Origin of the sequence: Reyranella sp., from assembly GCF_052439685.1 — a bacterium.
Lineage (GTDB): Bacteria > Pseudomonadota > Alphaproteobacteria > Reyranellales > Reyranellaceae > Reyranella.
In genome coordinates, this window is the sequence record NZ_JBQVQG010000021.1 from 1 (window position 1) to 19,534 (window position 19,534).

At 64.2% G+C, this 19,534-nt stretch carries 19 protein-coding genes and 1 tRNA gene; 10 read left to right on the plus strand and 10 right to left on the minus strand.

What is annotated here, in order from left to right:
* A partial coding sequence (locus ACT6UX_RS22205) for an OmpA family protein (RefSeq protein ID WP_444777331.1) occupies nucleotides 1–208 on the plus strand: 208 nt, incomplete at its 5' end.
* A gap of 224 nt (nucleotides 209–432) precedes the next feature.
* Nucleotides 433–1,938, plus strand: a complete 1,506-nt coding sequence (locus ACT6UX_RS22210) for a hypothetical protein (protein WP_444777332.1) — start codon at nucleotides 433–435, stop codon at nucleotides 1,936–1,938.
* Nucleotides 1,939–1,967: 29 nt separating this feature from the next.
* Here the strand turns inward: ACT6UX_RS22210 and ACT6UX_RS22215 are convergent, their stop codons facing one another.
* A complete protein-coding gene (locus tag ACT6UX_RS22215) occupies nucleotides 1,968–2,954 on the minus strand; it encodes a DNA topoisomerase IB (RefSeq protein WP_444777333.1) in 987 nt (328 codons plus the stop codon).
* A 134-nt stretch (nucleotides 2,955–3,088) separates the two neighbouring features.
* On the opposite strand from ACT6UX_RS22215, the gene ACT6UX_RS22220 reads away from it, so the two are divergent.
* A complete protein-coding gene (locus ACT6UX_RS22220) occupies nucleotides 3,089–4,183 on the plus strand; it encodes an ROK family protein (protein ID WP_444777334.1) in 1,095 nt (364 codons plus the stop codon).
* Between the two features lie 6 nt (nucleotides 4,184–4,189).
* Here the strand turns inward: ACT6UX_RS22220 and ACT6UX_RS22225 are convergent, their stop codons facing one another.
* The 4 genes from ACT6UX_RS22225 to ACT6UX_RS22240 all read right to left on the minus strand — a co-directional run bounded on the left by ACT6UX_RS22225 (nucleotide 4,190) and on the right by ACT6UX_RS22240 (nucleotide 8,034).
* Nucleotides 4,190–4,900: a Crp/Fnr family transcriptional regulator gene (locus ACT6UX_RS22225; RefSeq protein WP_444777335.1), complete on the minus strand. Its 711-nt coding sequence runs from the start codon at nucleotides 4,898–4,900 to the stop codon at nucleotides 4,190–4,192.
* Between the two features lie 152 nt (nucleotides 4,901–5,052).
* Nucleotides 5,053–5,337, minus strand: coding sequence for a hypothetical protein (locus tag ACT6UX_RS22230; protein ID WP_444777336.1), 285 nt, complete (start codon nucleotides 5,335–5,337; stop codon nucleotides 5,053–5,055).
* 117 nt (nucleotides 5,338–5,454) lie between these two features.
* The gene (locus ACT6UX_RS22235; protein ID WP_444777337.1) at nucleotides 5,455–7,227 is read right to left on the minus strand and encodes a flavin-containing monooxygenase; all 1,773 of its coding nucleotides are present in this window, start codon (nucleotides 7,225–7,227) and stop codon (nucleotides 5,455–5,457) included.
* Nucleotides 7,228–7,527: 300 nt separating this feature from the next.
* The gene (locus ACT6UX_RS22240; RefSeq protein ID WP_444777338.1) at nucleotides 7,528–8,034 is read right to left on the minus strand and encodes a hypothetical protein; all 507 of its coding nucleotides are present in this window, start codon (nucleotides 8,032–8,034) and stop codon (nucleotides 7,528–7,530) included.
* A 325-nt stretch (nucleotides 8,035–8,359) separates the two neighbouring features.
* Between ACT6UX_RS22240 and ACT6UX_RS22245 the strand changes: the two genes are divergently transcribed.
* Both ACT6UX_RS22245 and ACT6UX_RS22250 read left to right on the plus strand, forming a co-directional pair.
* Nucleotides 8,360–9,331 (plus strand): TAXI family TRAP transporter solute-binding subunit, encoded by a 972-nt coding sequence (locus ACT6UX_RS22245; protein WP_444777339.1) that lies wholly within the window; start codon nucleotides 8,360–8,362, stop codon nucleotides 9,329–9,331.
* A gap of 70 nt (nucleotides 9,332–9,401) precedes the next feature.
* Nucleotides 9,402–11,402 carry a TRAP transporter permease gene (locus tag ACT6UX_RS22250; RefSeq protein ID WP_444777340.1) on the plus strand — a complete coding sequence of 667 codons (2,001 nt, stop codon included), beginning with the start codon at nucleotides 9,402–9,404 and terminating at the stop codon, nucleotides 11,400–11,402.
* Between the two features lie 12 nt (nucleotides 11,403–11,414).
* Here the strand turns inward: ACT6UX_RS22250 and ACT6UX_RS22255 are convergent, their stop codons facing one another.
* A complete protein-coding gene (locus ACT6UX_RS22255; RefSeq protein WP_444777341.1) occupies nucleotides 11,415–12,365 on the minus strand; it encodes an HlyD family secretion protein in 951 nt (316 codons plus the stop codon).
* Nucleotides 12,366–12,482: 117 nt separating this feature from the next.
* Nucleotides 12,483–12,557 (minus strand) — tRNA-Thr (locus ACT6UX_RS22260).
* A 131-nt stretch (nucleotides 12,558–12,688) separates the two neighbouring features.
* Between ACT6UX_RS22260 and ACT6UX_RS22265 the strand changes: the two genes are divergently transcribed.
* Complete coding sequence (locus ACT6UX_RS22265; protein WP_444777342.1) at nucleotides 12,689–13,792, plus strand: amidohydrolase family protein; 1,104 nt, start codon at nucleotides 12,689–12,691, stop codon at nucleotides 13,790–13,792.
* A gap of 136 nt (nucleotides 13,793–13,928) precedes the next feature.
* Here the strand turns inward: ACT6UX_RS22265 and ACT6UX_RS22270 are convergent, their stop codons facing one another.
* Nucleotides 13,929–14,105 carry a hypothetical protein gene (locus tag ACT6UX_RS22270; protein ID WP_444777343.1) on the minus strand — a complete coding sequence of 59 codons (177 nt, stop codon included), beginning with the start codon at nucleotides 14,103–14,105 and terminating at the stop codon, nucleotides 13,929–13,931.
* A 193-nt stretch (nucleotides 14,106–14,298) separates the two neighbouring features.
* Here ACT6UX_RS22270 and ACT6UX_RS22275 point away from each other — a divergent pair, with 193 nt between their 5' ends.
* Complete coding sequence (locus ACT6UX_RS22275) at nucleotides 14,299–14,934, plus strand: OmpA family protein (RefSeq protein WP_444777344.1); 636 nt, start codon at nucleotides 14,299–14,301, stop codon at nucleotides 14,932–14,934.
* Nucleotides 14,935–14,989: 55 nt separating this feature from the next.
* Here the strand turns inward: ACT6UX_RS22275 and ACT6UX_RS22280 are convergent, their stop codons facing one another.
* On the minus strand, nucleotides 14,990–15,382 hold the full coding sequence (locus ACT6UX_RS22280) for a hypothetical protein (protein WP_444777345.1): 393 nt from the start codon (nucleotides 15,380–15,382) through the stop codon (nucleotides 14,990–14,992).
* Nucleotides 15,383–15,472: 90 nt separating this feature from the next.
* Here ACT6UX_RS22280 and ACT6UX_RS22285 point away from each other — a divergent pair, with 90 nt between their 5' ends.
* The 3 genes from ACT6UX_RS22285 to ACT6UX_RS22295 all read left to right on the plus strand — a co-directional run bounded on the left by ACT6UX_RS22285 (nucleotide 15,473) and on the right by ACT6UX_RS22295 (nucleotide 17,297).
* Nucleotides 15,473–16,057: a helix-turn-helix domain-containing protein gene (locus ACT6UX_RS22285; protein ID WP_444777346.1), complete on the plus strand. Its 585-nt coding sequence runs from the start codon at nucleotides 15,473–15,475 to the stop codon at nucleotides 16,055–16,057.
* A gap of 3 nt (nucleotides 16,058–16,060) precedes the next feature.
* Nucleotides 16,061–16,897, plus strand: coding sequence for an EamA family transporter (locus ACT6UX_RS22290; protein WP_444777347.1), 837 nt, complete (start codon nucleotides 16,061–16,063; stop codon nucleotides 16,895–16,897).
* Between the two features lie 97 nt (nucleotides 16,898–16,994).
* On the plus strand, nucleotides 16,995–17,297 hold the full coding sequence (locus ACT6UX_RS22295; protein ID WP_444777348.1) for a hypothetical protein: 303 nt from the start codon (nucleotides 16,995–16,997) through the stop codon (nucleotides 17,295–17,297).
* A 53-nt stretch (nucleotides 17,298–17,350) separates the two neighbouring features.
* Here ACT6UX_RS22295 and rpoD read toward each other — a convergent pair whose 3' ends face one another.
* Nucleotides 17,351–19,375, minus strand: a complete 2,025-nt coding sequence (gene rpoD / locus ACT6UX_RS22300; protein WP_444777349.1) for an RNA polymerase sigma factor RpoD — start codon at nucleotides 19,373–19,375, stop codon at nucleotides 17,351–17,353.
* Nucleotides 19,376–19,534 lie beyond the last annotated feature (159 nt).

The window sequence follows — 19,534 nt, forward strand, 5'->3', positions numbered from 1 at the left end:
CGGTCACACCGACACGTCGGGCGCGCCGGCTTACAACATGGCGCTGTCGCTGCGTCGTGCGAACGCCGTCAAGGACGCCCTGGTGCGCGAAGGCGTGCCGGCGACCGCGATCGCGGTGGTTGGCCGTGGCGAGCAGGGCCTGCTGGTCCAGACTGGCCCGAACGTCCGCGAGCCGCAGAACCGCCGCGTCGAAATCGTCATCCAGTAAGCTGGACGACCCAAAACGAGGAAAAGGCGGCCCATCGGGCCGCCTTTTTCTTTGGCAGTGCGTCGGCGGTTTTTTGCCAGCCCGCCTGCGGCGTTGGGAACTTTTTTGCAGTGGCGGCCCGGCGCCCACCCCTGTACTGGCAATGAACCGGAAGCCAGAATTATTGCTTTCAAAATGCGATAATCATGCGATGAACTGGTTGACCCACCTGATATTCACTGCCCATGGCCTCCACGCTCGCTAATCCGCATCGCAACGCCCCGCGCCTCGACTACTCGATGCTGCGGCGGGCAGCGTTCGGATTCGGGCTGGTCTTTCTGCTGATTGCGCCTGCCTCTCCCGACCCACTGGCTCTCGGTGTCGGTGCGTTCACGCCTTGGCTCCTCCTTCGGCTGATAGGCAGGCCGACCATGCCTCTGGCGATCGTCTACTACCTTCTCTCTCAATGGCTGCAGGTGTTTGCGCGCGCCTTCCTCGCCCTCATCGATGGCGAGGCGATGGCACAGAGCATTTTCGGACCGTGGGTCTTGAACGCCTACTGGTACATGCTGGCGTCCACGGTGACGCTGGCCGTCGCCTGCAGGATGGTCTTGGGAAGCATTTCGCCGCCGACCCAGCAGAACTTCTCGGCCCACCTGGCCTGGCGCCCGATCGACGTGTTTCTGGTTTACCTCGGGGCGAACGTGGTGGCCCAGGTGGGCGCTCTGACCTTGGGTGGTGGACTGTTCCAGTTCTTCGAGTCCGTCGCGCGGTTCAAGATCGTCGCCGCTTTCCTGCTGTTCACGTCGGTCATGCAGACGGGACGCGGATGGAGTTTCCTGTTGGCGATCGTCATGGTCGAGATCGGGTCCGGAATGACCGGCTTGCTCGGCGATTTCCGGGGCGTCTTCGTTTTCCTCGGCACCGCAGCGCTCGCTGCACAAATCAGATGGACGCCTCGCACGAGCGCCTCTGCAGTTCTGGCAGGCTTTGCCCTGGTGTTCCTGGCGCTGTTCTGGACATCGGTAAAAACCGAGTATCGCGAATACGCCACCGGGGGCTCGGAATCGCAGGCCCTTCAGCTCTCCTTGTCCGATCGGGCCGAGTACATGCTCGGGCGGGTCGCCGGGATTGGCGACATCAACTGGGCGCTGACCTCGAAGGCCCTTTTGGAGCGGCTTGCATATGTCGACATCACCGGTCTCGTCATCAACGTCGACCAGGCCGGTTCCGAGCCCTCCTCGATGCGACAGTGGCGCGATGCCCTCAGTCACGTCCTCCGTCCCCGCTTCTTGTTTCCCAACAAGGAGGCCCTTTCGGATACCGAAGTCTATATTCGTCTGACCAAGGCCGACCTTCTCGAGAATATGCGCGGCGGCACGTCGATCAGCGTCGGCTACATGGCCGAAAATTACGTCGATCTGGGATTTCCAGGGATGCTGGCCGGCGTCTTTGCGGTCGGCCTGATCGTCGCCTTCGTCATCCGGTTTTTCTTCTCATTCGATGTCCCCTGGATGGTGCAGCAGGGTTCGGCACTCGCCTACGTCTACGCAATCTGTGCCAGCGGTCTGGAAGTGTCCCTTCCGAAGCTTCTCGGGAGTTCCCTGACCTTTGCTGTGGCCTACGGGCTGATCCTGAAATTTGCCTTTCCCATCGGTCAAAGGTGGCTCGATCGTCGCGCACGTCAGGCGGTGCCTGCTGCTGGAAGACAGACAGGCTTCCCTCGACGTGGCAGGGGACGCCCGAACTAAACCGGCAACCGCAGGGTCCATATTGGCGCTCAGCGGCGACGAGCGACCACCCGAACGAGCGCTTGTGTCGTGCCCTCCAGACTGCGGCCGGCCGCGGCGGGCAATACGCCCTTTTCGAACGCCGCAATCACGGACCCATGGACATAGCTCTTGCGGCAGACCGTTGGCGTGTTGGCCAGCTGTTCGGCCGCCGCTGCGATGGCATCGCGCAGCTGAGCACGACGGGCACGCTCGTTCGCAGCGGGAGGAGCTGCGGCAAGGGCCCGCATGACGCCGGCAGATGCCACGAGGGTACGGAAGTCCTTGAGCGAGATACGAGCGCCCGAGACGTCCCGGAGAAAGGCATTCACGTCGGAGGCTCGCACGAGATGAAGCGCGCCGTCCGTCCCTCGATACTGGAAGAGGCGCCGGCCGGGCAGCTCGAACAGACTCCGGCAGGTGGTCGCGAGGATCCGGTCGCGAACCTCCCGCGCGACGATCTTGGCGCCTTTCCCCCGGAAGTGTAGGCGCACGAACTCTCCATCGATCCGCACGTTCGACTTGAGAAGGGTGGTCGCCCCCCGCGTTCCGCGTTCGCGTGCATAGGCGTCACTACCGGCCCGCAGCGCTGTTTTAGAAACGAGATAGACGACCGCCGCGGCGACCTGACGGACATCGGCCTTGTCAGATCGCAGGCAACGGCGAACCGCCCGACTGATGACCGGAAGAGACTTGGCGAGGTTCTCAAGCTTCCGGGCCTTGAGACTCTCGCGCACCTGCAGCCAGTCGGGATGATATCGATATTGAAGTCGACCGGCGGCATCTTCGCCGACTGCCTGGAGGTGCATCGCTGGGTCCGCGGCGTAGCGGACGTTCGCATAGGCGGGTGGCATCGCGAGGGATTTAAGGCGGACGATGATGCCGGGGTCCTTTATCGTTCCGCCGTCGGCGTCCACGAAGCGAAAGCCCTTACCGCAGCGCTGTCGTCGGAGGAGCAGCATCTCCGGCGTTCCGCGGGTCAGGCCATTCTCGCGCATAAGGCGCGCCGTCGACGAAATTCGAGGCATGACCGGCAAACGGCTGGATGCCGTTATCGTTGCGGCAACCGAACTGAGGCTGCTTCCGTTGCATCACTGCTGCATTTGTAGTGCTGACGGGGCGGAGGACATAAATGGACGGTTCCGGCGTACACGACGTGCCGAGCGGCACGCTCGACAAAGACGCGCGTGGTGCCGAATCCGCGACAGGGCACGGCCCGCGGGTGTTGCCTCACGTCACTGTCGATACTTACAACGAGGAGCTTCGCGACGAAGAAGGGTTTGTCGGAGATCGTGCATCCGGCCGCGCGTTCAGTGCGATCCTCGACGACTGGCGCGAGCGTGTTGCTGCGACGCTCGATGAGGATCCGTTCGGCGACACGCCCACGGGCAGCATATCGAAGGCCACCCTCGACGAGCTCTTGACCGGCGACGACACGGTCGCCGCAGGCCTGGTTCTGACCGCGATCGAGGAGTTCGCGCATGAACTCGCCACGGTGGTCCGGCGGTTCCTTCGCCTCGACGGCTGGCGGGACACCCAGCGAATCGTAATCGGTGGCGGCCTGAGTTCGAGCCAGATCGGACAGTTGGCGATGGGCCGGGCCCAGGTTCTGCTGGCAGGCGAAGGCACGCCCCTGGAACTGCTGCCGGTTCGCAGCCATCCCGACGAAGCCGGTCTCATCGGAGCGGCAGAACTTGCCCCCGCAGCGGTGCTGGCCAGCCATGACGCAATTGTTGCTGCAGACATTGGCGGCACCAATCTGAGAGTAGGCATCGTTCAAATCGCAAATGGCAGCGTCTCGAAAGGTGCGGTTTGGAAGATGGAACATTGGTGTCATCGCAACGACAATCCCACTCGCGATCAAGCCGTGCGCCGCCTGGCTGAAATGACGACCAAGCTGGTTGAAAGATCAGTTGCCGCAAACCTGGATCTGGCGCCTTTCATGGGGATCGGCTGTCCAGGTCTGATCGACGAGCAAGGCACGATTCTCAATGGTGGACAGAACCTCCCCGGCAACTGGCAGGAGGACGGCTTCAACCTGGTTTCCGCCTTGTCGGGATCGCTGCCGCTTATCGGTGGCCGGAAGCCGCTCGTCGTCATTCACAACGACGCCGTCGTTCAGGGATTGAGCGAGGTCGCCGAGATGACAGATGTCGAGCGGTGGGGTGTGCTCACGATTGGAACGGGGCTGGGTAATGCACGCTTCACGAACCGGCGGGCGGAATAACGATCGTCACTCGAGCCCGCCAATGATGCGGTGCGTCTTTTCCCGCAGCGCGCCCACACATTCACAGGCGCCTCGCTCGAGGCCGGCGCGGTCGAGGATCGTGATCTTTCCCCGCTGGTAGCGGATCAAGCCCGCCTGCTGCAGGCCATAGGCGATCAGGCTGACGGTCGGGCGGCGGACGGCGAGCATCTGCGCGAGAAAATCATGAGTGAGGCGGATTACATCATCGTCGATGCGGTCTCGGACTTGCACGATCCAGCGACACAACCGACGGTCTGCCGTGTGAAGTGCATTGCACGCCGCTGTCTGCTGCATCTGCGCCAGCGTGAGTTCGCTGCTCAACAAGGCCGTTTTGCGGAGGAGGGGGCTCTGCCCGATGGCGGTTCGAAAGTCTGCCACCGTCATCCGCCACGCGGTCGCGTCGATCTGCACGATCGCCCGGGTGCCCGCAGTATGGTTGCCGAGCGCGGAAAGCGATCCGAGAATGGCCTCGCGCCCGAGCGTGGCGGTCTCGATCTCGGCACCGTCCTGCATCATCGCGACCAACGAGATCATGCCGCTTTCGAGAAAGTAGACGTGCTCGATGCGCTGCTCGGGTTCCTGGAGGATCGTGCCCTGTGCCATCCGATGGAAGGCCAGATGGGGGCGGAGCCGGTTTTGCTCGGCGGCGGGAAGGGCAGACAGGAACAGATTCTTCGGCTCGAACACGGATGTCACGTCAGTTTCCTCGTTCGCCGGGACACTGCGGTGACTCTCTCGAGCAGCCTGTGGGTCGGGCTTTGGAAGTTCCCGACTGTATGCACGCACCTCTTTGCCGGTCTGTTCCGTAACGAACGAAGAAGCAGGTCGTGTGGACATGAATTACCTGTTCAAAAGGGGAGCGCCCGGCCATGAGGCATCCGGCGACCGAGCCGGTCGCGTTTGACCGCAGGGTCGTTGTCGGCCCGGGCCTTGGGTTCGACGTCGGTCACCGCAGATTCAGCATGCCGACGTCCCAAGGGGGTGAGACGCGGACCGTTCGGTCCGTCATGGAGAAGGCCCAAAAGCTCCAGGCGCAGGCGGTGGGAGGAAGGAAGCGTCACGGTTTGGCCGACGGACAACGCCCTGAGAAGACGCTGCTCCTCTGCGCTGATCCGCATTTGCGCGGTCGGCATGACTCACGGCTCCTTGGATCCGGGTTGGAGATGTTCGGCCCCTCAGGCACCGGCTGGACATGCAACGGGTCCCGTAGGAGGGGGTTCCGCCCCCGACCTGTCGAGCCGTAGCGGAAATCAGTCCCGGTGGATTTCGGCCGCTTTTATCTGCAGGGCGAGATACTTGGAGTATATGCGGCACTGGGCGAAGGAACCGCCCTGGAACCACAGGCCCGGTTGCGCCGTGGGCATCCACATGTTGCGCAGCTCCTGGGTGCGTTCGTCGAAACCCCAGACGGGACCGACCATGTGAGCGATTTCCGCCCCGAAGAGCTGTTCGACGAGGTGATCCTGTCCCTTGTAGCCGGTGGCCAGCACGATCAGATCGGCGGTGCGATCACTGCCGTCCTTCATCGTGAAGCCGGTCGCGGTGAAGCAGGCGATGTCGTCGTACTGGATCAGTCCGATCTCGCCCTTCGCCACCAGGTCGGAAGCGCCGACGTTGAAGTAGTAACCGCCGCCCCGGCCGCGATACTTGAGCGGCCAGCCGGTGCCATCTTCCCCGAACTCGAGCCGGAAGCCGACGCGCTCCAGCGCGTCGAGCAAGGGCGCGTCGTGAGCCCGGGCCTGGTCGGTGAGGATGCGGTGCGCCGTCTTCATCACCCGCAGCGGAACCGACGCGTTGACGAGGTCGCGGTCTTCGAGCGTCGGCCCCTTCCCGTAGTAGATTCCGTCATAGAGCTGGGCGCCGGGTTCGACGTTGACGATCAGCGTCGGGCTGCGCTGGACGAGGGTGACGTGGGCACTGTTACCATGCAGGTCCTGGGCAATGTCATGCGCGCTGGTGCCGGTGCCGAAAACATAGACCGGCCGGCCCTTCCAGTCTGCGCCGCTGGCAAACTTGCTTGAATGGACGACCGTGCCCTCGAAGCGGTCGAATGTCGGTATCTCGGGAATGTTCGGCGTCCCGCTCACGCTGGTCGCCATGATGATGTGCCGCGGATGCAGCGTGCGGTGAACGCCGCCGGCCACGTCCATGTCCAGTTCGGCCATCCAGCGCCTTTCGCCGGCGTCCCACGTCGCTCCCTTGAAGCTCGTCCCCGTCCAGAAGTCGATTTCCATCGTCTCGACATAGGACTCGAGCCAGTTCGCGATCTTGTCCTTGGGAATGTACTTCGGCCATGTCTTGGGGAAGGGCAGGTAGGGAAAGTGGTTGGAGTGCTTCTGGTTGTGCAGCTTCAGCCCGTGATAGCGCTTGCGCCAGTTGTCCCCGATTCGGGCCATCCGGTCGACGACCAACGCGTCGATGCCCAATGCCTTGAGGCGGGCCGCCGCCGTGATGCCGGCATGGCCTCCCCCAACGATCAGCACAGTGGGGTCGTGATCGGCGTAACGTGAGGATTCCTGCCGGCGGTCGAGCCAGTTCGGTCCGTGAAAGTCGCGATCGAAGGCCGGCTCCTCGGCCGCGGCCTGGACCGTCTCTTCGTCGTGGCCGTGCAGTGACTCGAGCGAGGTCAACAGCGTCCATGCCGCTGCGTCCCCGGCGCGGCAATCGGCACGCTTCAGCCGCAGGACGCCTGCACCGGTCCCGACTGCCGTCGTAAAAGTGAGGATCGCTTCGATGCACGCCTCGCCGGCGCGCTCGACATCGCGGGGTGGCCAGCGGTCCGAATCGATGGCGAAGTTTCGGGCGCTGGTTGCGGAAGCAGCTTCGACCAGTCGTCCGGCGATCGCGGCGCGATCGCTGACGGTCTCGATCGAGCCCGTGAGCGCGACGATATCCCGCCAGTCGGCATCCGAGCGGAACAGCAGTGCCAGACGCTGCGAGTCGCGCGCATCGAGCGCGGCGTTCAGATCGGCGAGCCAGCCTCTGACGATGAGTTCCGCATCACGGTTGAGTTCGATATCCATTCCCCGAACTTGTCGAATGGCGGCGCGGTGCACAACCGGCAAGAGGGTGATTTCAACGGAACGGAAGATCGGTTGGACGTTAGCGGACTGAGATCAGGGAAGGCGCCTTCAGCGTCGAAATGGTGCCGGTGACCGTCAGTTCCTGAACGAAGCGCTCGGGCTGGCTCCGGCGCGACGGCAAGGGACTACGTCCATGATCGTCCTCGGAAAAGGCCGGCATCCAGACCGCACCGCCCACGCGCCCGCTTGTCCGCCTCTTTCAGCTTGGCGCCGCGCCCACGTGCTTGAGCAAGTGGTCCGTCAGGCGCTGACACGGTCGACGCGGTAGAGCCTCAGGGTAAGGACAAGGGCGCGGCCGAGCATGGCACCCGCACAGATCATGGCAACGAGGGCGCCTCCCAGGCGAAAGGCCTCAAGGGCCGGACTGCCAGAAAATGCGCCCACGCATTCGATGGCGACCGCGACGCCCACCGCGACCGCCACCCACAGAAGCATGAGTTTGGACCTGTGGGTGAGGTTGACTTGCGGCCGGTACATGTCGTGCTGGATGCCGATCATCATGGCGCGCACGGAGCCAACCACGAATCCGCCGGCGAGCGCCGCTCCGAACCACCAGGCCGCCAGCGGTGCACGCTCGCCAAGTTGCAGAAGCGAAAGGATGCCCCCGACGACAAGCGCGAGCAACGCCGGAGCGAACAGGCGCCAGATCGAAATGTAGCGCCGCCGCACCTCTCGAAGGGAAAGGTAAATGCAGCCGCCTGCCGCAGCGATCAGGAGGAAATGGACTGAGTTCAAATTGTTAATCACGCGCCAAGCCTACACTACGAGTGTGCCACTCTCGCCGCCGGCTATTAAGTCCGACGGCTCGAACTTGGTCCTGAAACTGGGCCTTATCTGGGCGACGCCGTCAACGGGACGTGGGCAATCCGGAGCGGACTACTCATCCGACAAATTACAAGAAAATCAGGTGGTCAATTTCGCGCCATGCGCAGCCAGGCTCGCCCAACCGGTTCCGATTCGCGAAGCCGAGTTTCGAAAAGGCGCTGGATTGCGCGTGTTGCCTGATACCGGAAGTCGTGGTTTGTTCCGCGCCGAGTTCGGGGAGTGGAAACGAACCATAGGGAGCTTCATCATGAAAAGACGTCAATTCATCGCCGCTGGCTCGGCCGCGGGCGCATTCGGTATGGCCGGCCTGTCTCTGCCAGCTGCCGCGCAGACCCAGTTCTCGATCGCAACAGGCACCACGGGCGCGGTCTACTATCCGCTCGGCGGCGCGATGGCGAATATCCTGAGCAAGAAAGTCCCGGGCTGGGCCGTCACCGCCGAGGCGACGGCGGGCTCGGTCGCCAACATGCACATGATCCGGGACGGCAAGGCGCAGATGGCGCTGACGCAGTGCGACACCGCCTATGACGCCATCAAGGGTCTCGACAAGTTCAAGGGCAAGCCCGTGGAGTCGCGCACCTTGGCCGTCGTGTACCCCAATCTGGTGCACTTCGTGACGATGGAAGGCACCGGCATCAACAAGCTGTCGGACATCAAGGGCAAGCGCATCTCGACCAGCGCGCCGGTGAGCGGTTCCGAGGTGATGGCGTTGCGCATCATCGACGAACTCGGCCTGAAGCTCAGCGACATCAAGCGCGAGCGTCTGTCGCCGGCCGAGAGCACAAATGCCATGAAGGACGGCAAGCTCGACGGCTACTTCTTCAACGGCGGCCCGCCGGTTGCGGCGATCACCGATCTCGCGGCGACCCAGGGCGTCAAGATCAAGCTGATCTCGACGGCCGACCTGGTGCCGGCGCTGAACAAGAAATACGGTCCGGTCTTTGCCGCCAGCCAGATCCCGGCCAAGGCTTATCCAAACCAGGATGCGGCGGTTCCGGTAATCGCCATCTGGAACATCCTCGTCGTGCCGGCATCGATGAGCGACGATCAGGCCTACACCATCACCAAGACCCTGTGGGAAAACCACGGCGACCTCATCGCCACCCACAAGGCGTCGACCGACATGACGGCCGAGAATCAGAAGACGGCGAATTCGTCGGTGCCTTTCCATCCGGGCGCGCTGAAGTATTTCGCCGAGAAGGGCATCAAGCTGTCGTAGAGACAGCGACACTGGCGGGGCCCTCCAGCAAGAGAGGGCCCCGTTTCCATTTTTGGGGATGGGAAGAACGATGACGGTCCAGGCCGAACTGCTGAGCGACGAGGAAAAGCGCAAGATCGAGGAGCTCGTCGAGCAGGAAGAAGGCGGCATCCACAGATTCGTGGGCTGGTGGGGCACGTTCCTCACCTTCATCGCCTTCACCATGACCATCTTCCATCTCTATGCTGCCGCATCGACGGTCGACACGCAGTCGCTGCGCGAGATTCATGTCGCCTATGCGCTGTCGCTGGTCTTCCTGCTGTTCCCGGCGGTGAAGAGCTGGCGCAACCGGGTCGCCCCCTGGGACATCGTGGCGGCCGGCCTGGTGATCGTCGTCATCTGGTACATGATGACGGGTGGCAGCTGGACGTCCCTGGCCGATTCCGACGATTTCCTCGATCGCTACGTTTCGCCGACACAGACCGACCTGGTGATCGGAGGCCTGCTGATCCTGCTGGTTCTCGAATCGACCCGTCGGGCAACCGGCTGGATCATGCCGATCCTGTCCCTCGTGTTCTTTGCCTATGCGCTGTGGGGCAACTACCTGCCCGCCCCGTGGACGCACAAGGGCTATCCACTGTCCGACATGATCGCCGAAGAATACATGACCCTGAACGGCATCTTCGGCTCGGCCATCGACGTCTCGGCCACGCTGATCATCCTGTTCACGATCTTCGGCGCCATCCTGCAGGCTTCCGGCGCAGGACGCTTCTTCATCGACTTCTCGCTGCGCGCCATGAAGGGCCAGCCTAACGCGGCCGGCCGTGCGGTCGTGCTGTCGTCGTTCCTGCTGGGCGGGCCCTCGGGCTCGGGCGTCGCCACCACGGTGACTATCGGTACCGTCGCTTGGCCGATCATGAAGGAGGCGGGCTACGGCAAGTCGGCGGCCGGCGGCCTGCTGGCGGCGGGTGGCCTCGGCGCCATCCTGTCGCCGCCGGTGCTCGGGGCCGCGGCCTTCCTGATCGCCGAATACCTGAAGATGTCCTACCTGGACATCGTGCGGATGGCCCTCATTCCGACCTGCCTCTACTACTTCGGCCTGCTGATGATGACCGAGATTGATTCGCGCAAGTACGGGCTGCGCGCCGTCGATCCGACGGTCGATCTGACGATGAAGCAGCTGATGACGCGCTACGGCTTCCATTTCACGTCACTGATCTCCGTGGTCGTGCTGATGGTGTGGGGTTTTTCGGCGACCTATGCCGTGTTCTGGTCGATCCTGCTCGCCATCCTGGTGAGCTACATGCGCGCCGACACGGCGCTCTGGCCCCGCCGGCTGTTCCAGGCGCTGGCCGACGGGTCGATCCAGGCGCTGGGAGTCGCTGCGACCTGCGCTTGCGCCGGCCTCATCGTCGGCGTCATCACCAAGACCGGCCTGGCGCTGAAATTCTCGTCGATCGTCATCGACCTGGCCGGCGGCTCCGTCTTCTGGACGGCGATGTACACCGCACTGATCGTCTGGGTGGTCGGCCTCGCCGTTCCCGTGACGGCTTCCTACATCATGTGTGCCGTGATCGCGGCGCCCGCGCTGATCAAGCTCGGCATCCCCGACTACGCCGCGCACATGTTCATCTTCTACTACGCCGTGCTCTCCGAAGTGTCGCCGCCGACTGCGCTGGCACCCTTCGCCGCCGCCACGATCACACGCGCCGATCCCTACGTGACCACGCTGCAGAGCTGGAAATATGCCCTGCCGGCCTTCCTCGTGCCGTTCATCTTCGTACTCGACCCGATCGGAACCGGCCTGCTGCTCGAGACACCGAAGAACATGAGCTGGCTGTGGATCCCCTGGGTGACGCTGGGCGCTGCGGGCGGCATCGTTGCCCTCGCGGTGGCGGCGCAGGGCCATCTGTGGCGGCCCCTCGGCATCGGCATGCGCGTCGTTTGCGGTGTGGCCGGGATCGCGCTCACCTTCCCGGGCATCATCGACGACTGGGTGGGAGGCACGGTTGCCGCGCGGGCCATCGGACTGGCCATTCTCGCGGCCGCGCTGCTCTACGAGTACAGGAGTCCGCGGCCTCAGGTCGCTTGACGGCCGCCCTGCCTACTGGAAGACCACCCGGGCTTCCCGGCCCAGCATCTGTGGAATGCTCTGCGGATCGTCGGGCCGGATCTCGACCTCGAGAAGGCGCGCGTTGGATTCGCCGAGGTCGGCCTCCGACCTCTTGGTGCGCTTCACGGTCAGCGGCGTCCGGATGATCGTGCCGATGTGCACGGTGCGGCTACCCTGGAAGGTGAACTCGACCTTGCCGCCCGGCTTCAGGGTGCGCAGATGGATCTCGTCGACATCGGCAAAAATGCGGATCTGGCTGAGGTCGACGATCTTGGCGATGCCTCGGAACGAGATCCGCTCACCCTGGCGCGTGTAGATGTCGACCACGACCCCGTCGAGCGGCGAACGGACCATCGCCAGCTCGCGTTCGATCTTGGCTCCGTCCAGCTTGGCTTCGTAGATGGCGATGTCAGCTTCGATCTGGGCGAGATCCGCTTTCAGGACTTCCTTTTGGAACCTGAGCTTGGCCTCCTCGCGCTCCAGCGCCTGCTGCGAGAGGGTGGACTGGAGCTGTTTCTGGTCGGGCGGTGCGCTGGAGCGCGACAATTCGAGGTCCTTGAGTTGGCTCTCGTCCGACGCTGACTTCACCGACACTTCCTGAAGCGCGATCTCTGCGGTCCTGTAGCCTGAGATCATCGTCTCGCGTTTGCGTCGCGCCTTGGCGATCTCGGCCTCGATCCGGCGCACTTCGACGTCGGCAGCGGCGTAATTGTTCAGGACCGCGATGACCTCGCCGCGCTTGATGGTCTGGCCGTTCTTGATCCGCAGTTCGGTCAGTACCGAGCCACCGACCGGGTCGCCCGCGATCACGGCCGTGCCCACGGGCGCGTCGGTGTAACCCCGCGAGATCAAGGGGCCGTTCACTTCCGACCTGTTCTGCGCGCTGCCTACCTGCAGTTCGGGCAGCCCAAAGACCCCGGCCGCGGCGATCACGACGATCACCACCGCGCCGAATAGGACTCCGAGCCATGCAAATTTACCGCTTTGCGCCATCGCGGACCGCTTTCACCATCTACCCGAGATGGGCCTCTCACTCCCTGTACGTCAAGGAGGATGCGCTGGTGCTGCCGGACAGGATTGAACTGTCGACCTCCCCCTTACCAAGGGGGTGCTCTACCACTGAGCTACGGCAGCGCGCGGCCGGGGGTATGCCACACGCTTTGAAGCGGTTCAACCGCTGCCGCCGGCCGGAACCGCCTTCGTTCCGCGACTTGCCGTGTCTTTCGACCTCTGCCTAGGCTGGCACAAAGAAAACGGAGGAACGAATGGACTGGCGCCCGATTTCTGCAGATTCCCACATTACCGAACCGCCCGGCTGCTACCGCGACCACATCGACCCGGCGTTCCGCGATCGGGCGCCGCACGTCGTGCGCCACGACAGCATGGGCGACATCTACCTCGTCGATGGCATGAAAACCCCGGTTCCGATGGGCCTGATCGCGGCCGCCGGCGTCGCCCCGCAGGACATCCGGATCGGCGGCGCCCGGTTCGAGGACTTGCACCGCAGCGGCTGGGATCCCGCGACCCGTCTTGAGGATCAGGATAGGGACGGGGTGGCGGCGGAAATCATCTATCCGACCGTCGGCATGCTGATCTGTAACCATCCCGATTTCGATTTCAAGAAGGCCTGCTTCGACGCCTACAACCGTTGGCTCCAGGCCTATTGCTCACACGCTCCCGATCGCCTGGTCGGCATGGGGCAGACGGCCCTGCGCTCGGTGAAGGAAGGCATCGAGGATCTCGAGCGCATCAAGGCAATGGGCTTCCGCGGCGTCATGATGCCCGGCAATCCGGCCGAAAAGGACTATGACGATCCGATCTACGATCCCTTCTGGGAAGCGGCCGTCGCGCTCGAACTGCCATTGTCCTGGCATATCCTCACGACTTCCGGCGACAATTCCCTCTCGAAGCCACGCGGCCCGAAGATCAATGGCTTCTTGTCGATCATCCGGGGCTGCCAGGACATCATGGGCATGCTGGTGTTCAGCGGCGTGTTCGAGCGACATCCCAAGTTGCGGGTCGTCTGCGTCGAAGCCGATGCCGGGTGGGCGCCACATTTCATGTATCGCATGGATCATGCGTATAAGCGGCATCGCTTCTGGATGAAGGGACAGGACCTCGCGCGCCTCCCGTCGGAGTATTTCAGGGACCACATTACACTGACGTTCCAGGACGACTGGACGGCTTTCCAGTTCGCCGACCGGCTCGGGCCCAAACAGCTGATGTGGGCCAACGACTTCCCTCACAGCGACTCGACGTGGCCTTGGAGCCGGAAGGTCATCGAACAGCAAACCGGGCACCTTGAGCCCGGCCTGCGCAAACGTATCCTCCGTGACAACGTGGCCGAACTCTACGGTCTCGCCGCTTAGGCGGGGCTCATCGGGTCGTATAGACGGTTGTCTGCGCCGGAACCGGCTTCTCGACGACCCTTTCGCTGCGGATGGAGCAGCCGGCTGCCAACACGCAGGCAGCGGCAAGAAGCGTCAGCTTCACCACGGCCGCGCCTCAGCGGGTCGTGTAGACCGTGGTGGTCTGCGCGGGAACCGGGGTGGAATCGTAAACCACCGTCCGCTCGGAAGTAGTACGCGCCGGCACCGGCTTCTCGACCACACGCTCAGTGTACGACGCACAACCTGCGACGAAAGAACAGGCGGCAAGGGTGATGATGGCGACTTGCTTCACGGGGTGCTCCTTGTTGTCTCTTGCTGCACCAACGGCGCCAAATCTCTGTGGTTGCGGGCCCCGTGCACTATCGCAGGTGGTTTTTACCTCCTCGTTTGAAGCAGCATACCCTATGCAATTTTTGGCATTGCTCGCATGAGGGGTGATCGAGCATTATGGCAATGGCTAAAATGGCCATAGGGGAGAGGGGCTTATGCTCAAGAAGTTGTTTGTTCTGCTTGCCGCCACGTTCATGATCGCCGCCTGCGACGAACCGGCGCCGGCCACTGCGCCGCCGCCTCCGCCGCCGCCGGCGCCTCAGAGCTTCATGGTCTTCTTCGATTGGGACAGCGCCAAGCTGAACCCGCAGGCCACGAACGTCGTCGGTCAGGCTGCCACTGCCTACAAGACGAAGGGCAATGCGCGTATCACGGCGACCGGGCACACCGATACGTCGGGTACGGAAGCCTACAACATGGCGCTGTCGCTGCGCCGTGCGAATGCGGTCAAGGGCGCCCTCGTCCAGCAAGGCGTGCCCGCCACCGCGATCGCGGTCGTGGGCCGCGGGGAACAGGGCCTGCTCGTGCAGACCGGCCCGAACGTTCGCGAGCCGCAGAACCGCCGCGTCGAAATCGTCATGGCGCAGACGATGGCTGCTGCTCCGATGGATGACGCCGCCTACTGCAAGGCTTTGGCCGCGAAGTGGCGCGACTCCGTGCGTCGGGACTCGGTGGCCAGCGAGGGTCCGGCGGCGATCGCCAAGTGCGATGCCGGCGACTACAAGGCGGGCATTCCCGCCCTCGTGAAGCTGCTCACGGACGCGAAGGTTCCGCTGCCGCCGCGCAGCTGAGATCTGACACCGACAATGGAAAAGGCGGCCCTCGTGGCCGCCTTTTTTTGTTTTGCTAATTTCCCTTCCCGGGTCGCGCCGGCAGGCGCGCCCATTGCCGAGGCTGGAGTTCGCGATACTCGATCCAAGGCCCGGTTTCGGCGAAGCCGGGATCGAGTGCGCCAACGTCGCTCACCCAATAGCCCAGGGAGCGGCGATTGGGGTCGAACCTCCAGGTGCCGACCACGATCTCGTCGGCGACGTGACCGGCGAGGCCGGGGCAGAAAAGCAGAACGGGCCCTTCGTCCTTCGGCGCCGTCTCGATCGGCCGCCAGGTCGCCGGCCGCAGGGACTCGATTTCCGCTGCCGCCCGCCAACGCACGTCGCGCGCAAGGACGCCGGTGTCGTCGCCGGTCGGGCCATGCTGCTCCCGGCACTGGGCGCGCAATTCATCGACGATGTCCTTCATCTCATTTCCCCCGCTGCATTCCGATCCTGTTTTAGCGCAGCCCGGACTTCCTTGATGCGTCGTCCAATATAGTAGATATTTACTCCATCAGTGGAGGATGCCCTGGAGCTCGGCATAAACGAACGGATCGCAGCCCGTGTTCGCGACCTCAGGGGCCGGCATGGCCTGTCGCTCGAGACCCTGGCCGAAGCCAGCGGGGTCAGCCGCTCGATGATCTCCCTGATCGAGCGCGGCGAAAGCAACCCGACAGCCGTACTCCTCGAAAAACTGGCGACGGGGCTCGGCGTCTCGCTGGCGACCCTCTTCGAAGCGCCAGCCGCGCCACCGCTTCCAATGTCCCGGCGGTCGGATCAGGTCGAATGGCGGGACCCCGAATCGGGGTATCTCCGTCGCAACGTCTCGCCGGGTGGCTTCCCGTCTCCGATCCAGATCGTCGAGGTGATTTTTCCGGCAGGCGCGCGCGTCGCCTACGAGACCGCGGCACGGCCGGGCGTGACCCATCAGCAGGTCTGGGTCCTCGAGGGCAGCATCGAGATGACGCTGGGGGAGGAGCACTTTGAACTGTGCGCTGGCGATTGCCTGGCGATGGTGCTCGATCGGCCGATCACCTACCACAATCCAACGCAAAGCCCGGCTCGCTACTGCGTGGTCATCGTCGCGCAGCGCCCGGCCTGAACGATGGATCTCACCGACGTTTCGCTCGCCCTGCTGAGCGCCGTGCTGCACGCGGGGTGGAATGCCGCCGTGAAGGCAAGCCGCAGTCCGGCCCACGTGATGACGGCCCAGATGGTGCTGGGCGCCGTGCTCGTCGTTCCGGCGCTCTTCTTCTCCGGTCTTCCGAACCTTGCTTCCTTCGGCTGGATCGCGGCCTCGACCGTGATGAACGTGCTCACCGTGTCGGCCCTCCTGCGAGCCTATGAACTCGGCGGATTCGGCCTCGTCTACCCCGTCGTCCGCTCTCTGGCGGTATTGATGGTGGTGCCGCTGGCGGCTCTCGTGACGGGTGAACGACTGGCGACGGCGGGGCTGCTCGGCGTTCTGGTCATTTCCCTTGCCCTCGTCGTGCTGGCCTGGGACGCCGCGCGGGGGAAGGGGATCACGCGGGCGGCGATGGGCTGGACCGCTGCGGCGGGAGTCGGGACGGCGGCCTACATCATGTGCGACGCGCAGGGCGTCCGGCTTTCGGGATCGCCGTGGGCCTATGGCTTCGTCGTGTCGATCACCAACGCGGCAGCCATGGCCTGGCGGCAGCGGCGCGTGGGGCCCCCCTGGGCGCAGGTGACGGCGCATTGGGCGTTCGCCCTGCCGATCGCCCTCGCCGCCATGGGGTCGTATCTGATGATCCTCTGGGTCTGGAGCCACGCGCCGATCGCCCCGGCGGCCGCGCTGCGGGATACCAGCGCAATCTTTGCCGTCCTCATCGCCGTCTTCTGGCTCAAGGAGCCTTTCACGCGTACACGCATCGCGGCCGTCCTGTTGGCGGCGGCCGCGATACCCCTCCTGCGGTTCGGCTGATCTTAAGGGAGGAGGCGCGCGGGCTTGTGCGCCGGGGACTCCGGTGACAGCATCGATACCGATCACAGCGTTCCCGTTGTCGGCCGAGGAGACTCCCATGGAAGTCGATGGTCTTGTCACGGCGTTGGAGCGTATCGAACATGCGACCCGCGATTTCGTGCGTCCCGGGCACACGGCGGAGTCGCCGGCAGCGCTGCTGGGTGTGCTCGCGGAATGCGGGCGCGCCCTCGGGCATCCCTATGCGATCGACCCTGGGCTCGACGACGCCCGCAACGAAGCCTCGCGCCACTGCGCAGCCGTTCAGGAAAATCTCTCGGCCGTCATGGAAGAGGTTCGCCGGCTCAATGTGACGGTGTGCGGGTTGCTGCCGTCGCTGGTGCGGATCGCCGACCGCGAGTGACATGAAAAAGCCGGGGACGGGCCCCGGCTTTCGATCTCCGATCTCGCTCTGTCTCAGCCCTCGTCGAGGAAGCTGCGCAGCATGCGCGAGCGGCTCGGGTGCTTGAGTTTGCGCAGCGCCTTGGCCTCGATCTGGCGGATGCGCTCGCGGGTGACCGAGAACTGCTGGCCGACCTCTTCCAGTGTGTGGTCGGTGTTCATGCCGATGCCGAAACGCATACGCAGCACGCGCTCCTCGCGCGGCGTGAGCGTCGCCAGGACCCGCGTCGTGCTCTCGCGCAGATTGCCCTGGATCGCCGCCTCGAGCGGGATGACGGCGTTCTTGTCCTCGATGAAGTCCCCGAGGTGGCTGTCCTCCTCGTCGCCGATCGGCGTCTCGAGGCTGATCGGCTCCTTGGCGATCTTCAGGACCTTGCGCACCTTCTCGAGCGGCATGCCGAGCTTCTCGGCCAGTTCCTCGGGTTGGGGCTCGCGGCCGATCTCGTGCAGCATCTGCCGGCTGGTACGGACCAGCTTGTTGATGGTCTCGATCATGTGCACCGGGATGCGGATGGTGCGCGCCTGGTCGGCGATCGAGCGCGTGATCGCTTGTCGGATCCACCACGTGGCGTAGGTCGAGAACTTGTAGCCGCGGCGGTACTCGAACTTGTCGACCGCCTTCATCAGGCCGATGTTGCCTTCCTGGATGAGATCCAGGAACTGCAGGCCGCGGTTCGTGTACTTCTTGGCGATCGAGATCACGAGCCGCAGGTTGGCCTCGATCATTTCCTTCTTCGCCCGCATCATCTCGCGCTCGCCGTCCTGGACGGTCTTGCACATGCGGCGGAACTCGAAGATCGGCGCGCCGCAGTGATCGGAGATGTCCTTGATCTCCGCCCGGATCTTCTCGATCTCGGGGCCACGCTTCTTGGCGAAATCCTTCCAGCCCCGGCCCGACAGCTTGCCGACCTTCTCGAGCCAGTTGGGGTCGATCTCGTGCGTGAAGTAATTGTCGAGGAAGTCCTGCCGCGAGATGCGGAAGCTCTCCGCCGTGCGCAGCAGTTTGCCCTCGAGCGTCATCAGCTTGCGGTTGAGGTCGTACAGCGAGAGCTTGAGCTGCTCGATGCGGGCAGCATTGATGTGCACCGTTCGCACCAGCTCGACGATCTTCTTGCGGTGCTTCTCGTAGCTCTTCTCGAACTCGGCGCTGGGCTTCTGCCCGCGGGCGAGAGTCGACAGGCGCCGATTCTGCACCTTCGACATCTCGATATAGACTTTGTAGATCTTGGTGAGGGTGCGCAGAACCTCGGGCTTGAGCTTTTCCTCGAGCGCTGACAGGGAGAGCGCGTTCTCGTCGTCCTCCTCAGCCCCTTCCGCTGCAGGAGCCTCGCCGCCCGCTTCACCGTTCACCGCAGGCCCGGCCGGCCGCACCAGCTTCGGCAAAGATGCCGGACGCGGCATCGGCGGCGCGGCGGGAGTAGCGGGAGGGGCGGCGTTGACGCCCTTGCCTTCGCCGGGAGCGCCGCCACCCTGCGTCGCTTCCAGGTCGATCACGTCGCGCAGCAGGATGCGGCCCTCGTTGATCGCGTCGCGCCAATGCAGCAGCGCCGTGATCGTCATCGGGCTTTCACAGATGCCGCCGATCATCTTGTCCTGGCCGGCCTCGATGCGCTTGGCGATCTCGATCTCGCCCTCGCGGCTCAGCAGCTCGACGCTGCCCATCTCGCGCAGGTACATGCGGACCGGATCGTCCGTGCGACCCAGCTCCTCGTCCTCACCAGTGGCCTCGGCCGCGACCACCGCCGTCTTGGCGGGTTCGGCCGCCGTGGCGGAGGCGGTATCCTCCGGCTCCTCGGCCTCGACGACGTTCACCCCGGCCTCGGACAGCATCGCCATCGTGTCCTCGATCTGCTCGGAGGACACTTCGTCGGGGGGCAAGGCCGCGTTCAGCTCGTCATAGGTGACGTAGCCGCGTTCCTTGCCCTTCTGGACGAGCTTCTTGAGCTCGGCGCCAAGCGAGTCGAGCAGGGGGGCGTCGGGACCCTCCTCCCGGGCATCGGCGGCTTCGGGTTGCGCTACGGTCGCGGTTTTGGTCGCCATTTACTCAAATCCTTGGGTGCGACAAACGGATAGAACGGCCAAAGGGCCGTTATTTGGCTGCAAGAAGGGGAGGCGGGAGGGCGGCCCCGCGAAACTACCCTTCTACTATATGGGGCTTCAGTGCAAGCAGCGATAGGGGGAAGCCCCTGAATCTGCGCG